Raw genomic sequence first — 24,293 nt, 5'->3', positions numbered from 1 at the left:
CCCGGTAACCTCGTCCGAGAACATGTTCGGTCCGGTCAGTCGTCTGTGGGCGCGACGTCCGACTCTGTCGGGTCGACCACGCCCTCCGCCCAGGTTCCCCTGAGGAAATAGAGGGCGGCGATAGCGGCCATCAGCGCGTTCGCGGCGGCGACGCCGTACCAGACACCGGTCGCGCCGAGGTCGAGAGGGCCGACGAGCGCGTACGCGAGCGTCGCCCGGAAGACGATGAATCCGAGGAAGGCAAACACCATCGCGATGCGCGTACTCCCGCTCCCGCGGAAACCGCCCTGGACGACGTAGAAGACGCCGAGAAAGACGAACGACGCGCCGACGATCCGGAGGTAGTCGGCACCGTAACCGATCACGGCGGCGGCGCTGTCGCCGCTGATGAACACGTCGACCACCGGTTCGGCGAAGACGTACACCGCGGCGGACAGCGCGACGAGGCTGACGACGATGAGCGCCGCCGCTGCGAACACGCCGCGTTCGGCCCGGTCCGGCTGGTTCGCACCGAGGTTCTGTCCGACGACCGTCTCGACGCCACGGGCCAGGCCGAGCGCCGGGAGAACGACCATCGAGGTGATCCGCGTGCCGATGCCGTAGCCGGCGACCGCGTTCGCGCCCACGATGGCGACGAGCGCGGTCACGACAGTCGTGCTGACGGCGACCATACTGCGTTCGACGCTCGCCGGCGCGCCGATGCGGACTATCTTCCGAACGGTGTCAGCCCTGAGTACGAAGTCCGACGGGGACAGGCTGATCCCGACCCGGCCGGAGAGCAACAGAGCGATGCCGATGACGGCCCCGATACCGCGGGTGATGATCGTCGCCAGCGCGGCCCCCTGAACCCCGAACCCGGAGAATCCCGTCGCCGCGTACAGCGACGATTCGAGCGATCCCATGCCCAACCAGGTGAACAATACGTTCTCCTCGAAGCCGAGGATGAAAAACGGGTCGGCGATCACGTTCAGTACGACTCCGAACGCCATCAGGTACAGCGGCGTTCTGGTGTCGCCCCACCCCTGGAGGAGCGCCTGGAAGATGAAGAACCCGAAGACAAAGGGAAGCCCGAGAAACATCGTCCGGGTGTACGCGAGCGACAGAGCGAACTCGTCCGTACCGGGGGTCGCGCCGACGAGGCGGAGCAAGTCGGGCGTGAGTAGATAGCCGACGACCGACAGCACGGCCGAGACGAGGATCACGAACGAGATGGTCTGGCCCGCCACGCCCGCGATGCGCTCCGTGTTCCCCGCACCCTTGTTCTGCGCGACGAGAACCGTCCCCGCGACGGTGAACCCGGCGGCGAGTGCGATGACGAGAAAGACGATCGCCCACGAGTACGAGATGGCGCTGACCGCCGCCTGCCCGAGGCGGCCGACCCAGAAAGTGTCGGCCAGGTTGTAGCCGACCTGGAGGAGGTTCGTGACGACGATGGGAAGAGAGAGGAGTATCAGCGGCTTGACGAGCGCTCCGCTGACGACATCGACCGCGCGGTCGTCACCGGGAGAACTCATGTACTGCCCTCCGCGAGCAGACTGTCGTCGATGTACCGGTGCAGTTCGGCCTGGACTGATTCGAGAGCGGCGGCGGCGTCCGCGGTCGTACGTCTGGTCGTTCCGCCGACGATGGCTGTCAGCAGATGCTCCGCGACGGCTTCCGGGTCGACGGCGCGAAAGTCGCCTTGCTCAACGCCCTGCGCGACGGTTTCGGCGATCCGGTCCCGAAACTGCGCGTCGCTACGGGTGAAGTGGTCACGGTACGCCTCGTCGTGGGCCGCCTGCGCGCGGAGTTCGACCATCGCGGCTCCGAACTCGTCGTCCTCCCTGTCGCGGGTGAAAAAGTGGTCCACCAGCGAGCGGAGTTCCGTCTCCGGGTCGTCGGTTTCCCACTCCGAAACCGTCTCCCGGTGGTAGTCGAGCATGAACGCGAGGAAATCCAGCATCAGGTCGTCCTTGCCGTCGTAGTGATGATAGAGGAGCGATTTGCTCCTGTCGAACTCGTCGCCGATCCGCTGGATCGTCAGACCGGTGTAACCGTGTTCGCTCAGGGCGCGGTAGGTCGCCTGCATGATCGCCGTGCGGGTATCAGCAGGGTCGTCGTCGAACGGATCCGACGGAGGCATTGTTGAATGAACGTTCATTCAGCAGTTTAACGGTTGTGTTCCTTCGGTCGGACGTGCCTATCGAACCGACCGTTTTACCACCACCGGAGACGACGGACCGGACGACGTGGAAACGACACACGAAGTGACTGTCGGCGACGCCCGCTCGATGGACGGCCTGGCGGACGACTCCGTCGAACTCGTGGTGACCTCGCCGCCGTATCCGATGATCGAGATGTGGGACGAGTCGTTCGCGGCTCTCGACCCCGACGTAGAGTCAGCGCTCGCCGAAGGTGACGGAGACCGAGCGTTCGATCTAATGCACGGCGTCCTCGAAGACGTGTGGGCGGAGGTCGCTCGCGTGCTGGCCCCGGGCGGTATCGCCTGCGTCAACGTGGGCGACGCGACGCGCTCTATCGGCGGCCGGTTCCAGTGTTTCCCGAACAACGTCCGGGTGACCGAGACGTTTCGCGACCTGGGGTTTCACCCGCTTCCCGACGTGCTCTGGCGCAAGCCGACGAACAAGGCGAGCAAGTTCATGGGGTCCGGGATGCTCCCGCCGAACGCCTACGTGACACTGGAACACGAGTACGTCCTCGTGTTCCGCAACGGCGATTCCCGGTCGTTCGAACCGAAGGCCGACCGGCGCTACGAGAGCGCCTACTTCTGGGAGGAGCGAAACGAGTGGTTCTCGGACGTGTGGACCGACGTTCGCGGACGCGACCAGTCGCTCGACGCCGCTGGGGATCCGGACCGCCGAGAGCGGTCGGGGGCGTTCCCGCTGACCATCCCGTACCGCCTGATCAACATGTATTCGGTCTACGGCGACACCGTCCTCGACCCGTTTTGGGGGACCGGCACGACGACGGCCGCGGCGATGGCGAGCGCACGCAACTCCGTGGGGTACGAACTCTCCGAGGCCTTCGTCGAGGCGTTCGACGAGTACGTAGACGAGTTACCCGAACACTCCCGGAGCGTCACCGAGCGCCGACTAACCGACCACCGCGAGTTCGTCGCCGAGGAGCGGGCTGACGGCGGGTCGTTCGGATACGACGCCGAGAACTACGACGTTCCCGTGCGGACGAAACAGGAGCGGTCGCTCCAGTTGTACTCGATGTCCGGGATTCGGCGGACAGAAACGGGGTATGCGGCCACCCACGAACCGTACTGATCGGCGCGGGCGGACCGACAGCCGAGCGCTGTCCCACCGTTTAGATGATGTACCACTGCCGGAGCAGCGTCTCCACCGCGGCGAACGTCCGGAACCCGTAGCCGAACACGATGGCCGCCGGCAGGGCGCTCGCCAGGGCCGCACGCCCGCTGGAGGTGTCGTGGACGGTAGCGATACCGAGGCCGAGGAGGAACGCGCCGTAGATGCCGGTTATCGCCCGAACCTCCGGGATCGGAATACCGGCGAAGACGCAGGGAGCGGTGCTGTAGGCGATAGTCTGGACCGTCTGGCTGATGCCGCCGCGGTTCGGGGCGAACGGCATCAGAAGCACCGTCTGCAGCGCCGCAGTCAGGTGGAGCGCCGCGGGCGCGACCAGTAACACGGCGATACCGATCCACAGAGCGGCCGACAGTATCTCCTGTCCGCCCACGACCGGGTACGAGTCCGCAACCAGGAGATAGCGCGTCAGTTCCTCGACCATGACGACGCCCATCGCGAACGCCAGTCCGGGTGCCTGGTCCCCCTCTGCGACCGCTGAGCGGAAGAACCTGTGAGGCCTGGTCAGGACTTCGAACCACGCCCGGGCAACGGCTCGCGGACCGCGGTCGCGCCCGCCGGTCGGGTTCTCTATCCACTGGGTCACTGCCACATCCCTCCGCGACTGGCAGCGTCGAACGCGTCCATGGTCCCACAGGTTCGGGCGAGGAGTAAAGCCGTTCCCTTTCACTCTGACTGGGTGCAGATGTGGACGAGGAGAACTGTCAGGAAACACGACATGCTCGCGAGGGGGACACTCATTACCACGGAAGCGGCCGGATCGATTCTGCTGGCTCGGCCATACGATCTCGCCCTTGCCGACCCCGAGAAGTCGGGAGAGAGCCGTTCGATGACACTCACCCGTCGCCGACGGTTACTTGTTCACCGCTCCGACGTTCTCCTCGCTCTCGAAGGACTCGGGGTCGGGTTCGATGTTGGCGTACTGGACTGCACGCCGGCCGAGCGTCCGGACGCGCTCTTCGAGTCCGTCGTCGACGAACGCGCCGTCGCTGAACGCGCTGTGGGCTTTCGGAACGGCGGCTTGGTGCGGAATGACCCAGGCGTCTAACGCTCGACAGACCGACCGGAGATGCTCCAGCGCGGAAATGGGGAAGCTCCCGCCGGCGACGGCGAGGAGGCCGACGGTCTTGTTCTCGAACTCGTCGAACCCACAGTAGTCGAGCGCCGTCTTCAGCGGCGACGAAAAGGATCCGTGGTACATGGGCGTGCCGAGCAGGATCGAGTCGGCCGCACGGACCGTCGCCATCAGTTCCTCCGCGTCTTCCGGTTCGTCCTCGTCCGGGTCGATCATCGGCAGGTCGTACTCCCGGAGGTCGATCAGTTCGGCCGATGCGCCGGACGATTCGGCGGCGTCGAGAGCGTGTTCGAGGGCGAGCCGCGACTTGCTCTCCTCCCTAAGGCTCCCGGCTATCGCGACGACGTGCGGTCCATCTGGCATACAACACTCTGAGAGGGGGAGTCACAAAGGGCCAACGTTCGACCGCACCCCCGCGAAACGGGAAAGCCGGGGCGACACCGTCAGATGAAGTCGCTGACGCTCGGGCCGCCCGCCGACTCGTCGTCATCGTGTTCGGCCCCGCCCACCGCGAACGTCATCGGATTCCGCGTTTGCAGCCAGACATGGCCCTCGCCGGTGAACTCGGTCACGAATCCCTCGCCACCGAACACGGTCGACTTGATGCTCCCGTCTTTCTGCCGGTTCAGGTTCAGACCGGCGGTCCAGGCGACGATGTGGTCCTCGTCTACTATCAGCGGATTCTCCGGCGTCACGTCCTGTTCGTGCATGGAACCGTAGGACGAGACAAACGCGTGTCCCTGGCCGGAAAGTCCCAGAACAGTCAGTTCGCCCGACGAAAAGAGGTTCGACCGGTTGTTAAACTCCGTCGACCGCTCGACCAGCGGTTCCCACGCCAGCAGCGATCCAGACTGCGACCGGATGGGTCCGGATTCCGAGACGTTGATCGCGCTGATGTCGCCCGGATGCTCGGGAACGAGCGTCACCTGCTCGTCGTCCGCCTCCGCGTAGTACGTGTTATCGACCAGCCCTCGCTCGTCGCTGACCGCCCGCTTGACCATGCCCGTAACGCCCTCATCGCCCCCGACGTTCGACTCGTTTCCGATGCCCGCCGTCCGAGTCATCATCGCCCCGGGTTTGGTCTGGATCTGTTCACCGTTTGCCAGCGTCACTTCTAGCATCGCGTAACTCGGCCGTTTTTCTATCGAGTACTGCATCGTGTTGCAATTCTAATTCTTTCCCCTTATTTAAACATTCGTAATCATCTGATATATAGACCAAACAACATACATCAAATCCCGGAGAACGGTACCGCTCTGTATATCCTTCCGGTGTCCGATATCCCCGGCTCATCGCTTCTATGGTGCTACTATTGGCGTACTGGCGGATGGACGTTCAGGAACGGAGTCGAGCGACGGTGTCGCCGTTCCGTTTCTCCACCTCGACCAGACCGTCGTCGGCCAGGTCAGAGAGTAAGCCCTGAAGCCACTCTCGACCGTACTCACCGTCCGGTGCGTAATCGACGCGGATGCGCGGGCCGAGGTCGTCCAGCCCGAGTTCGTTGTACTCTTTCAGTGTCGAAATCACGCGCCCACGGAACTGTCGCCGACTGCCCTCGAAACTCGGTTGCGTCGGTACGTCCGGAGCCGTGAAATCTCCGGTCTCGTAGGCGTGACACCACTCGCGCCATGGGCAACCGGTCTCGTCACACTTGGGTGTCTTCTCGCAGGCGACGCCGCCGAGTTCCATGACGGCGTTGTTCCACACCCTCGATTCTCCCTCAGGCATCAACTCCGACGCTGCCCGTTCGAACGCCGCATCGTCGTCCGGAATATCGAACGCGCGGTAAAGGACGCGCTTGACGTTCGTATCGACCACCGCGTCGCCGTTGTTGAAGGCGAAACTGGCGACGGCGTTCGCAGTGTACGGGCCGACGCCCATGAGTTCCTGTAGTTCCTCGGGGTCGCTCGGGAACTCTCCGTCGTACTCGGAACCGACCTGCTCGGCGGCCTCGTGGAGGTACCGCGCTCGGTTGTTGTAGCCGAGGCTGTGGTCGGTCCAGAACCCGACCACGTCGGCGCGGTCCGCCGCGGCGAGGTCTGCCGCCGTCGGCCAGCGCTTCAGGAACTCGGCCCAGGCCGTCTCGACGCGGCTCAGTTGGGTCTGCTGACTCATCACCTCCGAGACGAGTATCTCGTAGGGGTCGTCGGTCCGCCGCCAGGGGAAGTCGCGGTGGTCGTCCTCGTACCACTCGATAAGGGCGTCCCGGACCGCGTCCGTGTCCGCGGGCACCGTCGGGGCGTCGGCCTCGCTCATCGGCGTCCGCTTACGACGCGAGCGACATACGCCTGCCGGTCGCAGTGCGTCGGGTCCGCGGGACGGCGTCTGGCAACCTGAGCGTCACGCTTATTTTCCGTCTGCTGGTATCTCTGCGCATGGACGGAACCGACTTGGTGCTGCTCGGAATCGGGGTCATCGTCGCTCCGCTTGTCGCCCTGATATTCCTCGCCGGCGGTCCGCTCCTCTGGTTCGGACTCGGTCTGGCGCTCGTCGTCGCCGGAATACTCGTGACGGTACTTTCGCCCGAGGACGCCGAGGAGCACGTCCGGCCCCGGAACTGCCCGAACTGTGGAAGCCCGAACGACCCCGACGCCGCGGCGTGTTCGCACTGCGATTCGTCGTTGTAGCTCGTCCTGTCGCCCCGCGGTCCCGGTTCGACACGAAAACCGTATCTGGCCCCCTCTACTGGATCGCGATATGAGCTTAGACGACCTCGAAGCCGACGTGGAAACCGCCTACGCCGACATCGACGAGGGTCTCGACGGAGCATTCGACGAGGAGACGAAGCGGGAGTTGACGATGCTCGACGCCGCGCTGGACCCGGAGGAACCGGAGGACCTGGTCCGGCGGGCCGTTCACCTCCTCTTCCAGTCGACGGTCGAATCCGGGAAGCTCGACTTCCACCTGCGGAGCACGTACGACGTCACGTACGACGAGTACCTCTCCGGGATGACGTTCGACGAGATGACTGGCAACGCCTTCCCGCAGGACCAGCAGAAAGACGACCGTCGCTACCAGTTCTAACGCGAGTGTTCGGGATCTTCCGCAAGCGGTTTCAGTGTTCTCCCCCCGGTTTCGAACATGATGAGTACGCTCTACCGCGGTCTATCGCTGTTCGCGCTGCTGGTCGTCGCCGTCCTGATCGCGGCAGTTCTGACGTACCGCCTGTACGCGTTCGACGAGAACGGAGTCAACCGACTCGACAGCCGAGTCGACACCGCCTTTCGCGGCGGCCTGGCCGTCGGTGCGCCGGCGGTCGCGGTCGGCCTCGTCGGAGTCCTCGGAAACCAGTACGTCGGCGGAACGTTCGCAACGGTCGCGTTCGCGCTGCTCGTCCTCGGTTCGGGCGTCGTCACGCTGACCATCGGCGGAATGGTGGCGAACCTGATCGTCGTAACGCGGACGCCTCACGGGTGATATCCGTCTATTGCGAGGCCTGTCTATTCCGGGGAAGGGTGCGATTAGAAAACGGTGAGAAGCACGAGGAGAACCACCGTGCTAACGAGAAGTAGGCTCGTCAGCACGACGCCGACGGGTTTGATACCCATGTCTCGGAACTCGCGGACGTCGATGCTGAGTCCCAGTCCGGCGAACGCGACGAGGAACAACCAGGTCGACGCAGTGTCGAAGGCGGTCGTCTGTGCGTTCGAAAACACGCCGACGCTGCCGAGAACCATCATGAGGACGAACCCGAGGATGAATTTCGGAAACGTTCGCCAGAGATAGACCGGTTTACTTTCGATCGTCGCCTCGGCTCCGCCGCGGCGCGCGTAGTAGAGCGCATACCCGATCGCTATCACCCCGATGAGCGCGTTTCGGGTGAGTTTGACGAGGACCGCCCATTCACCGGCCACCTCCGAGTGGGCGAACCCGGCCGCCGTGACCGGACCGGTACTGAACATCGTCGCCCCCGCCCAGATCCCGAAGACGACATCAGAGAGGCCGAGGACACGCCCGATCATTGGATAGGCCGCGAGCGTAACCGCATCGAATAGCAGCACGGTCGCGACGGCGTACGCGATGTCTTGTTGATCCGGCTTGATGCTCCCCGCGACTGCTGCGACTGCCGAGACGCCGCAGATGCTCGAACCGACTGCGAGAAGCGACCCGATCTTCTCGGGAATATCGAATATCTCCCGAGAGAGGGTTTCGACCGTCACGACGGTGACACAGACGGTGGTTCCGACGACGAGCAGCACGGTACCGCCCGCATCGATGATCTGTTCGAGCCCGACGGTCGCACCCATCAAGACGATGCCGGCCGCGAGCAAGAGGCTATGCGTCTCGACTCCGGGTTTCGCCCAGTCTGGAACGCCGACCGAGTTAGCGATGATGACACCGAGGCCGATGACGACGATGAGGTGGCTCCCGATCGGAGCGAACATCGTAATCCCCCGCGCGAGAAAGCCGAGCGAGAGAAGAACCACGAGGCCGGGAAGAAGGCGCCGCACCCTGTTCATACCTGGACCGAGGTCCGACGGCTGCGCACAGTTACAAGAGCAGGGATGGTCCGAGAAGATACCGCCTGTCGTCTCCCGTTCGGAGACATCCGGCACCGATTACGCCCGCCCGGTAGTGGCTCCCGGTCTCCCGCTGGTTTCTCATACTGACGGACGGAAGTCAGTGACGAATTTCGCGGGGACGTCCCCGCGAAATATCTGAAACAGTTACGTCCGACAGTATCAGCCGGTGTTCGGACTTCCTGTACGCCGCTCATTTTTACACAGTTCCGGTGCAGTTCGGAAAAGTGCCCCGGTCTACTGATTTCATCCCCTAGCTGGTCGGTCGATGGCGTCTCGAAGCCCGGCGGTTGTAGCCGGCGAGCGGGGTACTCCAACTGGACGAGTACTATACTTCGACTCCGTCCGCCCTCACGGCTGGCTCTTAGTGATTCCTGGCTTCGTGGTCTCTGACCGCCTCCAGCGAGCGAGTCTCTCCGTTGATGCGGGGGAAGCGTCATTCGCTCCGCTGTTCGTCCCCCTGTTCGATAGAATAACACAGATCGATCAGATCGGACATCCCGTCCGGAGGGTCCTGAAACTGCATCGCACCACTCCGCCGGTCGTACTCGACGATATTGTTCTCGGCTAGTTTCGGGAGGTGAACGTGATAGAGTGTGACTCTCACCCGTTCAGCGACATCGGCAGGCACGTCTGCGGGATCACAATCGCGTTCGCGCGCCGCAATGAAACGGGCCGCATCTTCGATGCGAGTGCTGTCCCGTTCTTCCAGATAATAGAGTAGATGCCGACGGCGCTGCCCCCGGAGAGAATCGAACATCCTGTCTAACGGGGACTGCCCTCCGTCAGAAATGAGACGATAACGTCCGCGGTCGTTACCATTCGTTTCCTCTTCAGAGGGACTATCGACAGGCAGCATCATCTGATCGTGATATCATGGTCAACCTGCAAAAATGTGTGGGAAGTTAACTAGAGCCGTAGATCTGCCGAGGATTGTTTAATTGTGTGGCACAGAACACAGGGTTGTACATCGGCCCCGTGTGAAATAGTGTAGACGTACAGATCCGTGGCCGTACGTGGATAGAGACCGATGAAATCTCCGGAGAGTCTCCGATCAGAGATCGGTGTTTGTAACGGAAATCCCAGTCCGATCCACCGATAGTTGCTCAGGTGTGACTGATCTCAGCCTTTGAGGGTGAATTCTCGATTCTCCAGAACGATGCCGTAGCCACAGTAATCGAACTCGATCCGCACGTCGTTTGATTCGAGAAGATCCGTTGCGGCTTCTAGATCCACTGCTTCGTAGAGTGGTGGGAGGTCGGTGTACTCGCATCTCTCTCTCTCTGCGATCTCTCGTATGATTTCGAGGGCAACCGATTCATCTCTCTCCATCGCTGTGCTATGCGAACTCACGACCCGGACCACAATGAACACCGTGATAAGATAATTGAAACTAATATAAACTGGCCAAGGGTTTCGAGCGTGGAGCGCTGCGCAAGTCGTACTCGCCCTCCGCAAGGAACGGCTCGCAAGAGCTATCGAAACGATTCACACTGTTCTCCGCCCGATCCGGCGACCATCTGTATCGTGCGATGGCTACGATAGTCCGGGCAGAGAGCAGTAGAGGTGTCCGACAAGGAACTGCGGGCTCCTTGCAGACCGCACCGGACGCCGGCTATCGACGCGTTTCCACACGTCAGCCTGTAGCACGCAGTCGACGGTTCACTCGCTGCCGACGCTCGCCGTCGGCGTGGCGTCCTGAATCGCGTCGTCCAGCAGGTCCGCGGCGAGGTCGATCTCCCGTTCGGTGACGTCGAGCGGAGGCAACAGACGGAGCGTCCGGTGACCGCAACCGAGCGTCAACAGACCCCGATTCAGTGCTGCCTCCATCACGTCGTCCCGGCGTTCCTTGCTGTCGAATTCGGCGGCGACCATCAACCCCTTCCCGCGGACGTCCGTGACGATCTCGTCGTCGGTCTCGCGGAGACGGTCCATTAGCTGTTCGCCGCGCGTGACGGCGTTGTCCATCAGGTCGTATTCGTCGATAGCTTCCAGCGTCAGGACGCCCTGCATCGCGGCGATCACGTCGCCGGCACCCCACGTCGATGAGAGGCGGGACTTCTCATCCGGGAAGACGTCCTCGTTGGCGATAGTCGCGCCGACGCGGAGCCCTTTCGCGCTCGTGATCACGTCAGGTTCGATCGCGTAGTGGTCTGCCCCCCACATCTCTCCGGTTCGGCCGACGCCGGCCTGGATCTCGTCGGCGATCAGCGGGATGTCGTGGGTCGCACAGACGTCCTGAATCTCTTCGGCAAACGCGTCGCTCGGGAAGCGATAACCGCCCTCGCCCTGGATCGGTTCCATGATCAGGAATGCCACTTCGTCGGGGTCGATATGCCCCTGCTTCGGGTCGAGTTTCCGCCGCAAGATGGAGGGGTCGTCGGCGTCGCCGGGGAAGAATCCGCAGTCGCAAGACGACCGCGTACAGCCCGAACTATCACAGAACGGTACGTCGTGGACGCCGGCGACTTCGGGGTACTCCCGTCGGTGGACGGATTTCGAGCGATTGAGCGAGAGCGCACCGAGCGTTCGTCCGTGGAAGGCTCCGTCGAAGGTGATGGCGTAGTTCGCGCCGTCGCTGTGGTCGTAGCAGGCCTTGATCCCGTTTTCGACCGCTTCCGCGCCGGAGTTAGAGAGAAAAACGGTGTCCATGTCGTAGTGGTCCGTCCGGTCTGTCAGTTCGTGCATCAACTGCGTCGGCCCGGGGAATTCGGGGTCTTCCGGCGGCCAACCGCCGCTGGCGTAGAAGTCCTGTCCGGCGATCTTCAGCGGGTCGACGATGTCGAACTCGCGGAGTTTCTCCAGTATCTTGGGGTTGTTGTACCCCAGTGGAGCAGCGGCGACGTGACTGGTGAAGTCGAGGAGGACGTTCCCGTCGACGTCCGTACAGAACGGTCCTTCGGCGTCCTCGGTGATGTCCCAGACGAATTCGTAGACGTACGTCGTCTTGGCGGCCGCGTCGTGGTGGTAGTCGACCCACTCCTGTGCCCGTTTGCCGGGCAGTTCCGTCACCCGGGGCTCCGCAGTGTGGCGGTCCATATCACCATTACGGCGACGTATCCCATAAATAATTCGTTACGGTTCGGGCAATACTTACAAGCCGGCCGCAAGCGACGCAGTGCCGGCCGTGAGAAGGAGGACAGCGCTCCAGAGGGCGACCCGGTAGGCGAACTCGCGGCTCGGCCCCATCAGGGTGAGGACCGCTTTGACCATGATCGACGACGCGGTGGCGAGCAGAATACCGAACACCGCCGTCGTCTGGTCGACCGTCCCGTTCCGGTAGAGAACGACGGCTGAAGTGGTGCCGCCAGCGCTAGAAACGAGTCCGGAGAGAAACGTCGCGACGTAGAACCCCGCCGAGCCGAACTGCTGTTGTCCGACAGCACCGCCGACGATGACGAACGCGAAGATAGCGCCGAACGCGAGCGCGTTCTTCAGGGAGAACGGGTCGTCCAGTTCCATCTCGACAGATTCACCCCAGTCGGCGGTGTACGCCGCGATAGCGAAACTCCCGACGATCACGGTCCCCAGCGGCAACACCGCGTCTACGAGAACGTTCGGAAAGGTGAACGCGATGGCGATAGCCAGGTTCCGCAGCGCCATCGCCGCGTCGGCGAGCAGGATCGCGGCCACCGCGTACGAGGCGGCGGTGGGCGTCTGCCGCACGTGGTCTAACATCGTCCCGACGACGGCGGTCGAAGAGGCCAGTCCACCGAAGAACCCGGTAACGGCGATGCCGCGGCCGCCGTACGTCTGTACCACGACGTAGTTGACGATACCGATGGCGGCGACGGTGACGACCATCAACCAGACGACGCGCGGTTCGAACGACACCGTAATCGGTTCGTACCCCACCGTCACCGACCCCGTCGGGAGCAGTGGGAAAACGACGAACGCGAGGATCGCAAACTCCGTTGCAGACTGCATCTCCTCCCGCGAGAGGTTCCCCGCAAAGCGGTGGAGCTCCCGCTTCAGTACGAGTAGCTGCGAGGAGAGGACGGCGACGATAACGCCCTCCAGGATGAACCCAGTGGCGACGAGTACCCCGACGCCGTAGGCCACTAACATCGAAACCGAAGTGGTAAGCGAGAGGCCGGCATCCTCGGGGTCAGTCAGGAGACCCTGACTGGCGAGGAGGACGCCCTGAACGATGACGAGTATGCCGCCGATAACCAGCAGTTCGGGGCGGTCCAATACGGCAAACACCGCACCGAGGAGTCCGATGAGCGAAAACGTCCGAATACCGGCGGACTTGTGGGACCACTCCCGTTCGAGGCCGAGAAACAGGCCGAGCGCTCCCGCGAGCGCTATCCGGACGACGGTACTTTCGAGCGGCACCGACGATATCTGCGCGACTGGTCCCAACACCTTCGACGGTACGCCGTTCGGATAGTTAATAGTTGACTGCAGTAGCGGCGTGACTGGGGACCGGGAAACCGGTGGCGGGCCACCTGAAACACGGTCGGACCGACCTGCCGAACGACCGAATTCCTACTTATGCTTCGACGTACTGCTGTTCCCACTCGTTCCGGGCCTCTATCTCGCGGCGGCCGCGGCGGGTGAGGGTGTAGAAGTTCGTCCGCCTGTCGCGTTGGCCCTTCTCGACGAGCCCTTTGTCCACCAGCGTGTCGAGGTTCGGATACAGCCGGCCGTGGTGGATCTCTTTTTCGTAGTACGCTTCGAGTTCTTCCTTGATAGCGAGACCGTGTGGCTCCTCCTCGCCCGCGATCACATACAGCAGATCTCGCTGAAATCCTGTCAGGTCGTACATTGGTTAAGTACGCAAGAACGTTACTATCGGAATAAAATAAGTATAACGACTCACAGTCGAGTATCGGCGAAAACGGGCGACTAATCCGATGTTTCTGGGGTACAACCTAAATTTAACTAATCTGACCTAAGTGGTAATTCTCATCGATATGTCGAACTGGTTATCAACGGATACGGGAGTTCTGTCGGCGGTAAACGATCGTGGCTCGCCGGTCGAACTCCGCCGACGAAACCGCGGCAACGAGTGGACATACGGGACAACCAACAGTATATATCCGGGGGAGACGTACGATAGCCCATGGCAGAAACCGTTCTTTTCGAATCTGAGAGCGCGAGAAGTCGTTCCGAGATCGCCGCCGCGCTTCGCGACGTCGCTGACAAACTTGACGGCGGCGACCCCGTGACGTTCGCGGCGGGCGACGAGAACGTCACCGTCGACCCGCCGGCGTCGCCGACGTTCGAGATCAAGGTCGAACGGGAGACCGGGTCCGGTCCGGACGAGATGAGTTTCGAACTCGAAGTCGAGTGGGACAAAGGCGACGGAGCGGACGCTGACGGTGATTTACGTATCGAATAGGAAATGGAAAGCGAACCATGCGAGTGAAAAGCGCGCGTGGTTCGCTTGCCGCCCTGAATTGGTCCCCGCTGACGCTTCGGCCCTCCAAGCGAAGCGTCAACTGAACGAAGTAGCGCTGATACCTTAAATGTAACGACACGGGACGAGCGGCTGATAGTTTCCGAGGGGAGTCACATGTGTTCCTCTTCCAGCACCCATCCCAGCGCCCGGCGGTAGTAGCTGAACATCTGTCTGACGCCCTCGTGGTTCATATCTTCGCTCTCTAACTCCTCCTTCAGAAACTCGTACTGTTCGCGGACTTCTTCTTCTGAGCGCATGGACGAGAGTTCGGTCGCCGCCGGTAAGAACCCCAGTCTTATCCGTTGGTTGGTCCCTCCTTTCTCGCCGTTAGCGGTTGTCTCGAAACCAGTTCGCAGTCGAACGCGTCGTGTTCGACGAAGTGCCAGACGAGCATGTGCCGACGCCCGCCGGTGACGCCGGCGTGGCGAACGTCGTCGGCGGTAAACTCCTCGGGGAGCCGGTCGTACAGACAACGGCACTCGTCGGTCGACTCGAACACCTTCCTGTGCCCCGCTGATTCCACACCGCGACGTTCGACGACGTACGCACCGTCTTCGCGGTAGGTGCCGGCGGTCCTGACGAACTCTCGGCGCTCGGTTAGCGCGTCACTGAGCGCAGTCCGGAGTTGCCGGGCCTCCGAACGCGTCAGCTCTCGGGTTTCGGTTCCGGTGTCCAGAACGAGCGTCCCCCCGTCATTTCGAACAGTGACGGGTCGATCACTGTCAGTACTGTCCGATCTGCCTCGCCGGTCGTCGGCGTATTCGTGCGAGAAATCCCCGTTACGTTCGGTCGAGAATTTCTCGACCAGTCGCCGTGTGGCGACTTACTCTATCCTCCGCACCGTCGGTCGTGGGAGCCTGAGACGACATGGTATTCGGCCGTACGCCCGGACAAATGATAAACCCCGATGGTCGTGCAGATCGGTCTGCAGGACCGCCGAGCGGATTCGGATCCACCAGACGAACGTCGCCGGAGTTTTGACGGCCCGGCCCGAACTGCCGGCCATGGAGATCCGCGGCGAACGCGAGTGTCAGGACTGCGGGTCGCGGTGGTCGTACTACGAGACTGGAACCGTTTCCTGTCCCGAGTGCGGGAGCATGCACAGCGTCGGCGTCGACGGCGAGCGCAAACTCCACACGACCAGCCCCGTCGACTTCGACCTGACGGACGTGCGCGAACGGGTTGACACGGATCCGCTACACCGGGTGGCGGAGGCCGCAAAAAAAGCGTGTCGCGAGTACGTTCGCAAGCGGGGGTTCGTCCGCGGCGGCGAACTGACGGACCTCGACGACACGTACCTAGCCGCGTCGGAACTGCAGCACGCGGCGGACGTGTTCGGTCGGTCGTTTCAGCCGACCGAGCGCGAGGAGCTTTACTTCCTCGAACTACTCCGGGGCGCAGACGCCGGCGAGCGACCGGACGCGAGCACTGTTCCCGAATCGCTCTCCGAGGCTCGCGGTCTCGCCGCTGCAAACGCGGTCCGGGAGTACCGCCGGGACCTCCGCCAGTGGCACGACGGCGACGATCCGGCCGTCGAGAACACGCTGGAGATGGTCGGCGAACACGAAAAACGCGTCAGGGCGCTCTCGGGGAGTGTCGACCCCGGAACGGCGGACATGCTGGTCGAAGCGATGCGCGGTATTGCGGCGTACGTGCGGGACGGCGACGAACTCGCGCTGGCGAACGCACAGGACAGGGTAGACCGCCTCGCTGACTGAGCGGACACTGGATGACACCGAGCGGCACCGCTCGGCGGCATCGTTTCCCGAAGAACCGCTCACTATGACCCGTTGTCGCGAGAGACACTTAAATGGAGAGTCGGATTAACCGCTTTCAGGGCAGGTCCACGGTAACCCCTTCCTGCAACCCTGCCGCCTTCGCCGTGTTGTAGAGCAGCATCGCGATGGTCATCGGGCCGACGCCGCCGGGAACGGGCGTGATGGCGCTCGCTTTCTCCTTCGCGCTCTCGAACTCGACGTCGCCGACGAGTTCGTATCCCTTGTCGGTGTCAGCGTCCACGCGGTTGACGCCCACGTCGATGACGGTCGCGCCCTCGCCGATCATCGAACCGTCGATCATCTCCGGCACGCCGGCCGCGGCGATCACGATGTCGGCGTTGCGGGTCTTCTCTGCGAGGTCGTCAGTGCGGGAGTGACACACCGTGACGGTCGCGTTGCCGCCGTCGGCCTTCTGGATGAGGAGGTTGGCCATCGGCTTGCCGACGATCTCGGAGCGGCCGACGACGACGGCGTCTTTTCCCTCGGGGTCGACGCCGGCGGCGGCGAGGAGTCGCTGGATGCCGTGCGGCGTGCAGGGCTTGAACCGGGCGTCGCCCGCGACGAGGCGGCCGACGTTTTCGGGGTGGAAGCCGTCCACGTCCTTCATCGGGTCGACCCGGCGCAGCACCTCGTGCGTGTCGACGTGGTCGGGGACGGGCATCTGAACGAGGATGCCGTGGACTTCGGGATCGTCGTTCAGGTCGTCGATCGTCTCGTACAGCTCTTCCGCGGGGGCGTCGGCGTCTATCTCGACGTGGATGCCGTCGATCCCGACCTCCTCGCAGGCGCGCTGTTTCATTTTCACGTACGTCTCGCTGGAGCCGTTGTCGCTCATGAGGACGGTGGCGAGACCGGGCGTCACGCCCGCGTCGGCGAGCGAGTCGATGGCGACGGAGAGGTCGTCTCGGATATCGTCGGCCACGGCGTTGCCGTCGATGACGTGCGTCATTGCGTGAACGAGGGGCCGCGGTGCCCTTCAACTCTCGGATTCGTGCCTATATTCCGAGTGAAGGATCAGATTCTATGCATGTTCGTGGATCTGATTGCCATAGGCGCGACGGCGAAAAAGGGTCTGTCGTGCGACGCGCGCATCGCGCCAAGCGGCGCGGCTTACTCGTACAGCGGGTGTTCGTCGCAGAGGTCCTGCACGCGCTCGGAAACTTCAGCCATCACGTCCTCGTCGCCGATGTTGTCGATCACGTCGGCGATGCAGGAACCGACCTGTTCCATCTCCTCGACACCGAATCCGCGCGTCGTTAGCGCGGGCGTGCCGGCCCGGATACCGCTCGCGACGAACGGCGACCGCGTCTCGCCGGGAACCGTGTTCGCGTTGAGGACGATGCCGACCGATTCGAGGGCCTCTTCGGCGTCGCTCCCGGTTACGTCCGGATGAGAGTCGCGGAGGTCGGCGAGCACGAGATGGGTGTCCGTCCCGCCGGAGACGAGGCTGAATCCGCGGTCCTGTAGCGTTTCGCCGAGGACTTTCGCGTTCTCGACGACCTGCTCTGCGTACGCCTCGAACTCCGGTTCGAGCGCTTCCTTGAAGCCGACGGCTTTGCCGGCGATGTTGTGCATGAGGGGGCCGCCCTGACTGCCGGGGAAGACGGCGCTGTCGACGGCGTCTGCGTACTCCTCGTCGCACATGATGATCCCGCCGCGGCCCGACCGGATCGTCTTGTGGGTGCTGCCGGTGACGAAGTCCGCCACGCCGACGGGCGAGTCGTGGACGCCCGCCGCGACCAGACCCGTAATGTGGGCGATGTCGGCGAGATGCAGCGCGTCGGCGGCGTCGGCGGCCGCCTGAATGCGATCCCACTCGACCTCGCGCGGGTAGGCGGAGTATCCCGAGACGATGATGTCCGGCTCGAACTCTTCGGCCTGCTGACGGAGGTCATCGTAGTCGATGTACCCCGTTTCCGCGTCGACTTCGTACTGTTCGACCTCGTACAGTTGGCCGGTGAAGTTGGCCTGGTGACCGTGCGAGAGGTGTCCACCGTGGGTCAGATCCAGCGAGAGGATCTTGTCGCCTGGTTCGAGCATGGCGAGGTAGACGCCCATGTTAGCCTGGGTACCGCTGTGAGGCTGGACGTTGACGTGGTCCGCGCCCCATAGTTCGGTAGCGCGCTCTCGTGCGAGTTCCTCGACGACGTCCGCGTTCTCGCAGCCGCCGTAGTAACGGGAGCCCGGGTACCCCTCAGCGTACTTGTTCGTGAGGGTACTCCCCTGGGCTTCGAGGACGGCCTCGCTGGCGTGGTTCTCGCTCGCGATCATCGCCAGCGTGTCCTGCTGGCGCTCCACCTCGTCGGCGAGGGCGTCGGCGACCGCCGGATCGACCTCGCTAACGTGGTCGTCGTTCATGTTTCAACGCGGGACAGCGCCATCCATAAGTGTATCTTTCCGGTGACGGGTTTTCCCGCGGTTTGTATGTGTCGCGATAGCATCCAACATTCCGAAAGAATAACCTGTTGTAACGTCATCTTCCCACTCGAATGATCGAGTGGGAGGTGACGAAATCGGGCCTCCGGGTTGTCGACAACGACGACGCCGAACTTTCGGTGGCTGCGCCCGGATTCGAACTCCGAGCCGGAAACGCCGACCTCCCGCGGCCTATCGACGCGGCCGTCGACTGTGCGGCCAACGAGTTACGGTTCCCGGTCGACGCCCTCTATCTCACGTCCGTCTCGACGGCGGAGCGCTACGAACTGAACGGCCAGATGACCCCGCTTGAACTTCCAGCGGACGAGTACGTCGCTGATGCAGACGCCGAGATCAAGGTGTACGCGCAGTTCGACGGTCCCGTAACCGTGCGGACGGCCGAATCCGGTGGCGAGGTTATCGTCACGTTTCCCGAACACAGTCGCTGTACCGTCGGATTCCGAAGCCATCACGAACAGCCGTCCGGCGTTATCCGGGTTCCACCGACGCCGGAAGGGGTAGCCACGGCCCTCACGCATCTCTCGTCGTCTCACAAAACTACCGGACCCGAACGGTCGTATCCGACCCTTCGCGGTCACCCTCCGCTCGTCGAAACCAACGAAACCGAGGCGTCGATACCTGACGCTATCGCCGCGGAAACGCCGAAGACGGGGATCGAACTCGCCGTCGAACCGTCGTTTCCGGAACTGTTCGTGCTCGCCCCGCTCGCGTACTACCTGCAGGCGTCAGTCGTTACCGAGGACCGAGACGCGCCCGTCCTGCGAGCGCCGTCGACGGGCTTTTGCTACGAACTGGACGCCTTCCCGGACCTCGAACGCGACGTGACGCGTCTCCTCAGGAAGGTGTTTTTCATGGACTGTCTCGTGCGCAACGCGGGACCGTACGGGACGAACCTCGCCGAGAACAATCTGCTCGACGCCTTGCGTCTCGACGTAGATGCCCTGTACGAGCTATCCCCCGCCGAGCGTCTCGCGGAGTACGCCGACGTTCCGTACGGCGCTATCGAACAGCGCCTCCCCGACTGGCACCTCTCGGCGTACGTCGAACCGGGCCCGAAACGGGTCGACTGCCTCCCCTTCCTGCTGGACGACATGAGTCTCGTGTACAGGCCGCGGACCTCGGAGCTCGAAGGACCCGAACTCATCGAACGGTCGCTCGACGACTTCTATCGGGCCACGCCGGGCAGTGCAGGAACGGTCGCGTCCGTCAACGTCGTCAAACCCGAACTCCGGGGCGGCCGGATCCACGGCTGGCTGGCCGACGGCGTGCCGATAGACGTGTTCAAATCGACCAAGACCGCGTACGAGAACCGGCTCTCGTATCTCCAACGGGAGAGCGAGACTACCTCCGTAACGGTCGTTCTCAACGACGACGACATGGCAGCCGAACACGCTGATGTCGAACGGATCTACCGGAAACGAGGCGAAGATATCCCGCTCGATCTGACCGTCGAACACCGTCTCTCGAAAAACGACCTCGCAGCCGTCTTCGAGTCACAGACGGATTTCGTCCACTACATCGGCCACTGCGAAGACCAGGGGCTGTGCTGCGCCGACGGATATCTTCCCGCCAGCAGTTTGACCGAGTGCAACGCCGAGACGTTCTTTCTCAACGCCTGTGGCTCGTATCACGAGGGGAAGGAACTCGTCGAGAAGGGGAGCGTTGCCGGTGCGGTCACGTTCTGCGAGGTCCTCAACGATCACGCGGTCAAGGTCGGGTCGACGTTCGCTCGGCTGCTCGTTCACGGGTTCGGTATCGAGCGCGCGATGCGACTCGCGAGACGCCGCATTATGATGGGTAAGGATTACGCCGTCGTCGGGGACGGGACCCACGTCCTGACCCAGAGTAGCAACCACCTTCCGGCGACGGTACGGCTACAGAAGCTCGAAGAGGGTAACTTCCTCCTGACCTACGACCAGTTCTCTGCGAACGAACTGGGCGCGTTCTACCGGCCGTCCGTCGACGAGAACGAGTACGCGTATCTCTGCGGGAACGAATCCGAGTACGTCCTCGACTACGATTCGACGCGTTCGTTTCTCAACCGGACAGAGATGCCTGTCATTTACGACGGTGACGTGTACTGGACGGACGAACTGTACGGAAACCTGTAGCTTTCTTTTGCCACCACAGCCGCCTTGCAGCCGCGGTCCGAACCGGATGTGTTTTCGGTCGCGTACGCCCCCGGACGACTCATACGGACTGCTGTAAGTCATTTCCGGATAGCGCCGACACGAGGTCGGCGCATACCGGTACACAGTTACAACAGTCCGTATCAGTACGAAACCTCCGTTCACCGTGCAAGGCACACTCGAACAGGAACCGACAGCTGACAGAACCCTGTCGAACCGGGGATCCGTCTCCGCAGCTGATAAATCCCATACTAATTCTGTTATGTATCTCGTTGTACCTGTCGTAAATAGGCTTGATAGAGGTCCTCAGGCGAGATTTGCCACATCACCGGCCAGTAAAATTAAGTATGGCGGACCCCTTTCTCCCGTACAGGCATGACCTCGAATTTACTCGACAGGCAGTTAGACGATATCTTGACCACAGTACTGGCGGACGCGGACGACGAGGTAGTCGTCGTCAATCCGGCAGCCGATACGATCGAAGACGTGATCCGCGTTGCGACGGACGTCAGCGGCGACGTTCCCGAGATCCGAATGCTGGCCGACGAACGGACGCTCAAGGGCGTGATGGACGACTTCATCGTCGCCAGTAACGCGGCAGACCTCCTCGACGAGGGGATCCTCTCGCTTCGCACGATGGACGACGGCGGCGAGAACTCTCTGCTCGTCACCGACGACACCGTCATCGCACTGGTCGACGCCGGCAGTCGCGTCGGCGGCCTCACGACTGAAGACGAGGAGTTCGTCGACGCCGCATACGACACGTACCGCACTCAGTGGGAAGAGGCCGACGAGTACCACCTCCGCACTCCCCCGATCACCCGCGTCCGCGAAAGCCTGTCCGAGGACATCAGCCCGCAGGCAGAAGAGGACTTCTCGCGAATTCTCGACACGTTGGAGACCGCCCGCGGCGACGGCGACGGTCTCGACGAAGTGACGATCAGCCTCCTCGTAGCGGCAAAGAACGAAGCGCTGCTGTACGACATCAGCAAGTGGGGCGAGGACGTGGGCATCGCCTCGAAAGCGACGTTCTCCCGCACCAAGACCAAACTCGAAGACATGGGCCTCATCGACACGGAGAAGGTCCCCATCGACGTTGGCCGCCCGCGCCTCCGTCTGAAACTCGGCGACGACCGTCTCCGCGACGCGGACAACGACCAGGTCGCGAGCGTCGCCCAGTCTATTCTCCACTAAAAAGCCCTCGTGAGCGCCTGGCGGCGCTCACGTCGCCCTTTTTATGTCCACCGCCAGAATCGCTCCGCGATTCTCGCTAAGGCCGCCAGTTTGCGCGGTCGCGGCGGTCGCCGCGACACGCTCCGAGTACCTGCCTTCCCCCGTCCGCTCGGCGCGCTCGCTCCGCTCGCGCATCCGAACGCGGCCACCGCTCTACTCTGCTTTCACTCCGCTTTCGCTCCACTCCGCTTCCACTCTGCTTTCGCTCCGCTCCGCTACCGCTACACTCCGCTACCGCGTCGCTCTCCTCAGCTACCGCACTCTTCCGTCTCTGCGACCGCTCCGATCACAGCCCACTCCCTCGATACCTGCGGCACTCCTCCCCGACCCACACTGCGTACGTGCGTTTTTAGAGCCATCGAACGAACCGAACGAACGCTGAAAACGGGCTGTACGGTTAGTCTACGGCTATCTGGCGAGCGCCGCTCGGTCACGCTTTCGTCCGTCCCGTAGAGTCGCCGCGCTTTTGCTCTCTCCTAGAGACTACTCGCGCATGGACGTCACATTCGTCGGAAGCGGGCCCGCGCTCGACGCCGTCGGGGACGCGCTTTCGGACGTCGGCGTTGAGACCGAGTCGGGCGACCCGAAGGATGTCGCCGCGGCGGACTTCGCGGTCGTCACCGGTGTCGCCGGCGACGACTCGTTCGATGCAGTAAACCGCGCGGCGCGCGACGGCGGGACGCCGTGGCTGGCCGTCGAAATCAGCGGCGTCGGCGGCGTTCCGTTGTCGGATATCGACGCGGCGGTGTCCGGGTTCAGCCCGTCATCCGGGTGCTACCAATGTCTTCGCCAGCGCGTCGCGGCGAACGCCGCGGAGGACGTACTCGCCGCCGAACCCTCGGCCGACCGCAGCGCCGTCCGAGTCGCCGGTGCCGTGGCCGGACACGAGGCGGTAGCGCTGCTCTCCGGCGAGGACTCCTCGGTGCTCGGTGGGGTCGTCGAGTTCCCCCACGCTCGTCGCGAATTCTTGCCCGTTCCGGGATGCGAGTGCGCTGAGGGCCGCGACTGGTCACTCGACCGCGAGTACGAGTCGGTCGAACTGCAGGCTGCGCTGTCGCGCGCGGAGCGAGCGCTGGACGAGCGAGTCGGTATCGTCAACTCAGTCGGCGAAATCGAGTCCTTCCCGGCACCGTACTACCTGGCGCAAAACGCCGATACGGAGGGGTTCAGCGACGCTTCGGCCGCACGGAAGGCGGCCGGCGTCGCCGGCGACTGGGACGGCGCGTTCATGAAGGCGCTGGGCGAGGCGATAGAACGGTACAGCGCCGGCGTCTACCGCGATTCCGAGTTCACGGTCGGCGCACCCGACGATCTGCCGAATGCCGTCTCGCCGGCGAGTCTCGTTCGGGGACCCGGCGAGGCGGTCGATGACCGGATCCGATGGGTTCCCGGCGCGAATCTCGTCACCGACGAAGAGGCGTTTCTCCCCGCCGAAGCGGTCCACTTCCCGCCGCCGGAGGAGCGGTATCTACAGACGATCACTACCGGTCTCGGGTTAGGGAGTTCCGGCGTCGGTGCCCTCCTGTCCGGCCTGTACGAGGTGATAGAGCGCGACGCGACGATGATCGCCTGGTACTCGACGTTCGACCCGCTTGAACTCCGCGTGGACGACGACCGGTTCGGCACGCTCGCCCGGCGGGCCCGCGCCGAAGACCTGTCGGTGACGCCACTGCTCGTGACACAGGACGTGGACGTGCCGGTGGTCAGCGTCGCTGTTCACCGCGAGAGCGGGTGGCCCCGGTTCGCGGTCGGGTCCGACGCAGACCTCGATCCGGACGCCGCGGCGACGGCCGCTCTGGCCGAGGCGATCCAGAACTGGATGGAACTCAGGTCGATGGGACCGGAGGAGTCGGCCGAGGACCCGAGCGCAATCGCGGAGTACGCCGACTATCCGCCCGCCGCCGAGCAGTTCCTCGATGTGGATGGGGTCGTTCCGAGCGCCGACGTCGGCCCGGACGAACTCCCTTCGGGACCGGCCGAACTCGAAGCCGTAATCGAGCGCGTGACTGAGGCCGGATTGACGCCGTACGCGGCCGAACTCACGCCACGAGACGTATCCGCGATCGACCTCGCGGCGGTTCGCGTCGTCGTGCCAGGCGCACAACCCCTGTTCACGGGTGAACCCGTCTTCGGCGACCGCGCCCGAACCGTCCCCGCGGACTTCGGGCACGACCCCCGACTCGGGCGCGACCACCATCCGTACCCCTGACTGCCGGTATTACGCCTCTGTACGGCTGTACAGTAGCTTTATCACGACAACCGCCGTAGTTTCTGGCGGTGTGCTATTTGTTATCATGAGCGAACGCAGTTTCAGAACGGGGGGAGTATGACTACCGAGTTCGATCTGGACTGTGCGACGTGTGGGGGGATGCTACAGGAACGAACT

General features: G+C 63.3%; 25 protein-coding genes. 9 read left to right on the top strand and 16 right to left on the bottom strand.

Annotated elements, in window-relative coordinates; translation table 11 throughout:
• Positions 1-35 precede the first annotated feature (35 nt).
• Positions 36-1,514 (bottom strand): MATE family efflux transporter, encoded by a 1,479-nt coding sequence (locus EYW42_RS07330; RefSeq protein WP_135534595.1) that lies wholly within the window; start codon positions 1,512-1,514, stop codon positions 36-38.
• On the bottom strand, positions 1,511-2,122 hold the full coding sequence (locus EYW42_RS07325; RefSeq protein WP_135534594.1) for a TetR/AcrR family transcriptional regulator: 612 nt from the start codon (positions 2,120-2,122) through the stop codon (positions 1,511-1,513). The genes EYW42_RS07330 and EYW42_RS07325 overlap by 4 nt, the downstream gene beginning before the upstream one ends.
• A 106-nt stretch (positions 2,123-2,228) precedes the next feature.
• On the opposite strand from EYW42_RS07325, the gene EYW42_RS07320 reads away from it, so the two are divergent.
• A complete protein-coding gene (locus tag EYW42_RS07320; RefSeq protein ID WP_135534593.1) occupies positions 2,229-3,272 on the top strand; it encodes a DNA-methyltransferase in 1,044 nt (347 codons plus the stop codon).
• 40 nt (positions 3,273-3,312) lie between these two features.
• Here EYW42_RS07320 and EYW42_RS07315 read toward each other — a convergent pair whose 3' ends face one another.
• From EYW42_RS07315 to EYW42_RS07300, 4 genes are all read right to left on the bottom strand, one after another.
• Positions 3,313-3,915: a YIP1 family protein gene (locus EYW42_RS07315; RefSeq protein WP_135534592.1), complete on the bottom strand. Its 603-nt coding sequence runs from the start codon at positions 3,913-3,915 to the stop codon at positions 3,313-3,315.
• Positions 3,916-4,182: 267 nt separating this feature from the next.
• Positions 4,183-4,767: an NADPH-dependent FMN reductase gene (locus tag EYW42_RS07310; protein WP_135534591.1), complete on the bottom strand. Its 585-nt coding sequence runs from the start codon at positions 4,765-4,767 to the stop codon at positions 4,183-4,185.
• Positions 4,768-4,847: 80 nt separating this feature from the next.
• The gene (locus EYW42_RS07305) at positions 4,848-5,561 is read right to left on the bottom strand and encodes a TIGR00266 family protein (RefSeq protein ID WP_135534590.1); all 714 of its coding nucleotides are present in this window, start codon (positions 5,559-5,561) and stop codon (positions 4,848-4,850) included.
• 178 nt (positions 5,562-5,739) lie between these two features.
• Positions 5,740-6,660, bottom strand: a complete 921-nt coding sequence (locus EYW42_RS07300) for an A/G-specific adenine glycosylase (RefSeq protein WP_135534589.1) — start codon at positions 6,658-6,660, stop codon at positions 5,740-5,742.
• Between the two features lie 119 nt (positions 6,661-6,779).
• Between EYW42_RS07300 and EYW42_RS07295 the strand changes: the two genes are divergently transcribed.
• From EYW42_RS07295 to EYW42_RS07285, 3 genes are all read left to right on the top strand, one after another.
• Positions 6,780-7,031, top strand: coding sequence for a zinc ribbon domain-containing protein (locus EYW42_RS07295; protein ID WP_135534588.1), 252 nt, complete (start codon positions 6,780-6,782; stop codon positions 7,029-7,031).
• A 70-nt stretch (positions 7,032-7,101) separates the two neighbouring features.
• The gene (locus EYW42_RS07290) at positions 7,102-7,428 is read left to right on the top strand and encodes a hypothetical protein (protein ID WP_135534587.1); all 327 of its coding nucleotides are present in this window, start codon (positions 7,102-7,104) and stop codon (positions 7,426-7,428) included.
• 57 nt (positions 7,429-7,485) lie between these two features.
• On the top strand, positions 7,486-7,821 hold the full coding sequence (locus EYW42_RS07285) for a hypothetical protein (protein ID WP_135534586.1): 336 nt from the start codon (positions 7,486-7,488) through the stop codon (positions 7,819-7,821).
• Positions 7,822-7,865: 44 nt separating this feature from the next.
• On the opposite strand, the gene EYW42_RS07280 is transcribed toward EYW42_RS07285, so the two are convergent.
• The 6 genes from EYW42_RS07280 to EYW42_RS07255 all read right to left on the bottom strand — a co-directional run bounded on the left by EYW42_RS07280 (position 7,866) and on the right by EYW42_RS07255 (position 13,695).
• Positions 7,866-8,864 (bottom strand): YeiH family protein, encoded by a 999-nt coding sequence (locus tag EYW42_RS07280; RefSeq protein ID WP_135534585.1) that lies wholly within the window; start codon positions 8,862-8,864, stop codon positions 7,866-7,868.
• Between the two features lie 496 nt (positions 8,865-9,360).
• The gene (locus EYW42_RS07275; protein ID WP_135534584.1) at positions 9,361-9,684 is read right to left on the bottom strand and encodes a DUF7344 domain-containing protein; all 324 of its coding nucleotides are present in this window, start codon (positions 9,682-9,684) and stop codon (positions 9,361-9,363) included.
• 362 nt (positions 9,685-10,046) lie between these two features.
• Complete coding sequence (locus EYW42_RS07270; protein WP_202613825.1) at positions 10,047-10,277, bottom strand: HalOD1 output domain-containing protein; 231 nt, start codon at positions 10,275-10,277, stop codon at positions 10,047-10,049.
• 309 nt (positions 10,278-10,586) lie between these two features.
• Complete coding sequence (locus EYW42_RS07265; RefSeq protein WP_135534583.1) at positions 10,587-11,963, bottom strand: class-III pyridoxal-phosphate-dependent aminotransferase; 1,377 nt, start codon at positions 11,961-11,963, stop codon at positions 10,587-10,589.
• A 54-nt stretch (positions 11,964-12,017) separates the two neighbouring features.
• Positions 12,018-13,289, bottom strand: a complete 1,272-nt coding sequence (locus EYW42_RS07260; RefSeq protein WP_135534763.1) for an MgtC/SapB family protein — start codon at positions 13,287-13,289, stop codon at positions 12,018-12,020.
• 130 nt (positions 13,290-13,419) lie between these two features.
• Entirely contained in the window at positions 13,420-13,695 is a 276-nt protein-coding gene (locus EYW42_RS07255; RefSeq protein WP_135534582.1) for a PadR family transcriptional regulator, read from the bottom strand.
• Between the two features lie 297 nt (positions 13,696-13,992).
• On the opposite strand from EYW42_RS07255, the gene EYW42_RS07250 reads away from it, so the two are divergent.
• Positions 13,993-14,271: an amphi-Trp domain-containing protein gene (locus tag EYW42_RS07250; RefSeq protein ID WP_135534581.1), complete on the top strand. Its 279-nt coding sequence runs from the start codon at positions 13,993-13,995 to the stop codon at positions 14,269-14,271.
• 170 nt (positions 14,272-14,441) lie between these two features.
• Here the strand turns inward: EYW42_RS07250 and EYW42_RS19765 are convergent, their stop codons facing one another.
• Entirely contained in the window at positions 14,442-14,588 is a 147-nt protein-coding gene (locus EYW42_RS19765) for a hypothetical protein (RefSeq protein WP_168192974.1), read from the bottom strand.
• Positions 14,589-14,626: 38 nt separating this feature from the next.
• On the bottom strand, positions 14,627-14,980 hold the full coding sequence (locus EYW42_RS20515; protein ID WP_135534580.1) for a DUF7528 family protein: 354 nt from the start codon (positions 14,978-14,980) through the stop codon (positions 14,627-14,629).
• Between the two features lie 355 nt (positions 14,981-15,335).
• Here EYW42_RS20515 and EYW42_RS07240 point away from each other — a divergent pair, with 355 nt between their 5' ends.
• Complete coding sequence (locus EYW42_RS07240) at positions 15,336-16,049, top strand: DUF7117 family protein (RefSeq protein WP_135534579.1); 714 nt, start codon at positions 15,336-15,338, stop codon at positions 16,047-16,049.
• 115 nt (positions 16,050-16,164) lie between these two features.
• Here EYW42_RS07240 and EYW42_RS07235 read toward each other — a convergent pair whose 3' ends face one another.
• Positions 16,165-17,058 carry a bifunctional methylenetetrahydrofolate dehydrogenase/methenyltetrahydrofolate cyclohydrolase gene (locus EYW42_RS07235; RefSeq protein ID WP_135534578.1) on the bottom strand — a complete coding sequence of 298 codons (894 nt, stop codon included), beginning with the start codon at positions 17,056-17,058 and terminating at the stop codon, positions 16,165-16,167.
• 161 nt (positions 17,059-17,219) lie between these two features.
• Positions 17,220-18,467 carry a serine hydroxymethyltransferase gene (gene glyA / locus EYW42_RS07230; RefSeq protein WP_135534577.1) on the bottom strand — a complete coding sequence of 416 codons (1,248 nt, stop codon included), beginning with the start codon at positions 18,465-18,467 and terminating at the stop codon, positions 17,220-17,222.
• A gap of 131 nt (positions 18,468-18,598) precedes the next feature.
• On the opposite strand from glyA, the gene EYW42_RS07225 reads away from it, so the two are divergent.
• The 3 genes from EYW42_RS07225 to EYW42_RS07215 all read left to right on the top strand — a co-directional run bounded on the left by EYW42_RS07225 (position 18,599) and on the right by EYW42_RS07215 (position 24,116).
• Positions 18,599-20,656, top strand: coding sequence for a hypothetical protein (locus tag EYW42_RS07225; RefSeq protein ID WP_135534576.1), 2,058 nt, complete (start codon positions 18,599-18,601; stop codon positions 20,654-20,656).
• A gap of 393 nt (positions 20,657-21,049) precedes the next feature.
• The gene (tbsP, locus tag EYW42_RS07220; protein ID WP_135534575.1) at positions 21,050-21,868 is read left to right on the top strand and encodes a transcriptional regulator TbsP; all 819 of its coding nucleotides are present in this window, start codon (positions 21,050-21,052) and stop codon (positions 21,866-21,868) included.
• Between the two features lie 532 nt (positions 21,869-22,400).
• Positions 22,401-24,116: a YcaO-like family protein gene (locus tag EYW42_RS07215; RefSeq protein ID WP_135534574.1), complete on the top strand. Its 1,716-nt coding sequence runs from the start codon at positions 22,401-22,403 to the stop codon at positions 24,114-24,116.
• Positions 24,117-24,293 lie beyond the last annotated feature (177 nt).

The sequence above is a fragment of the Halostella pelagica genome (genome assembly GCF_004762015.1).
Lineage (GTDB): Archaea > Halobacteriota > Halobacteria > Halobacteriales > Natronoarchaeaceae > Halostella > Halostella pelagica.
This window is presented reverse-complemented; position numbering and strand designations above follow the sequence as displayed.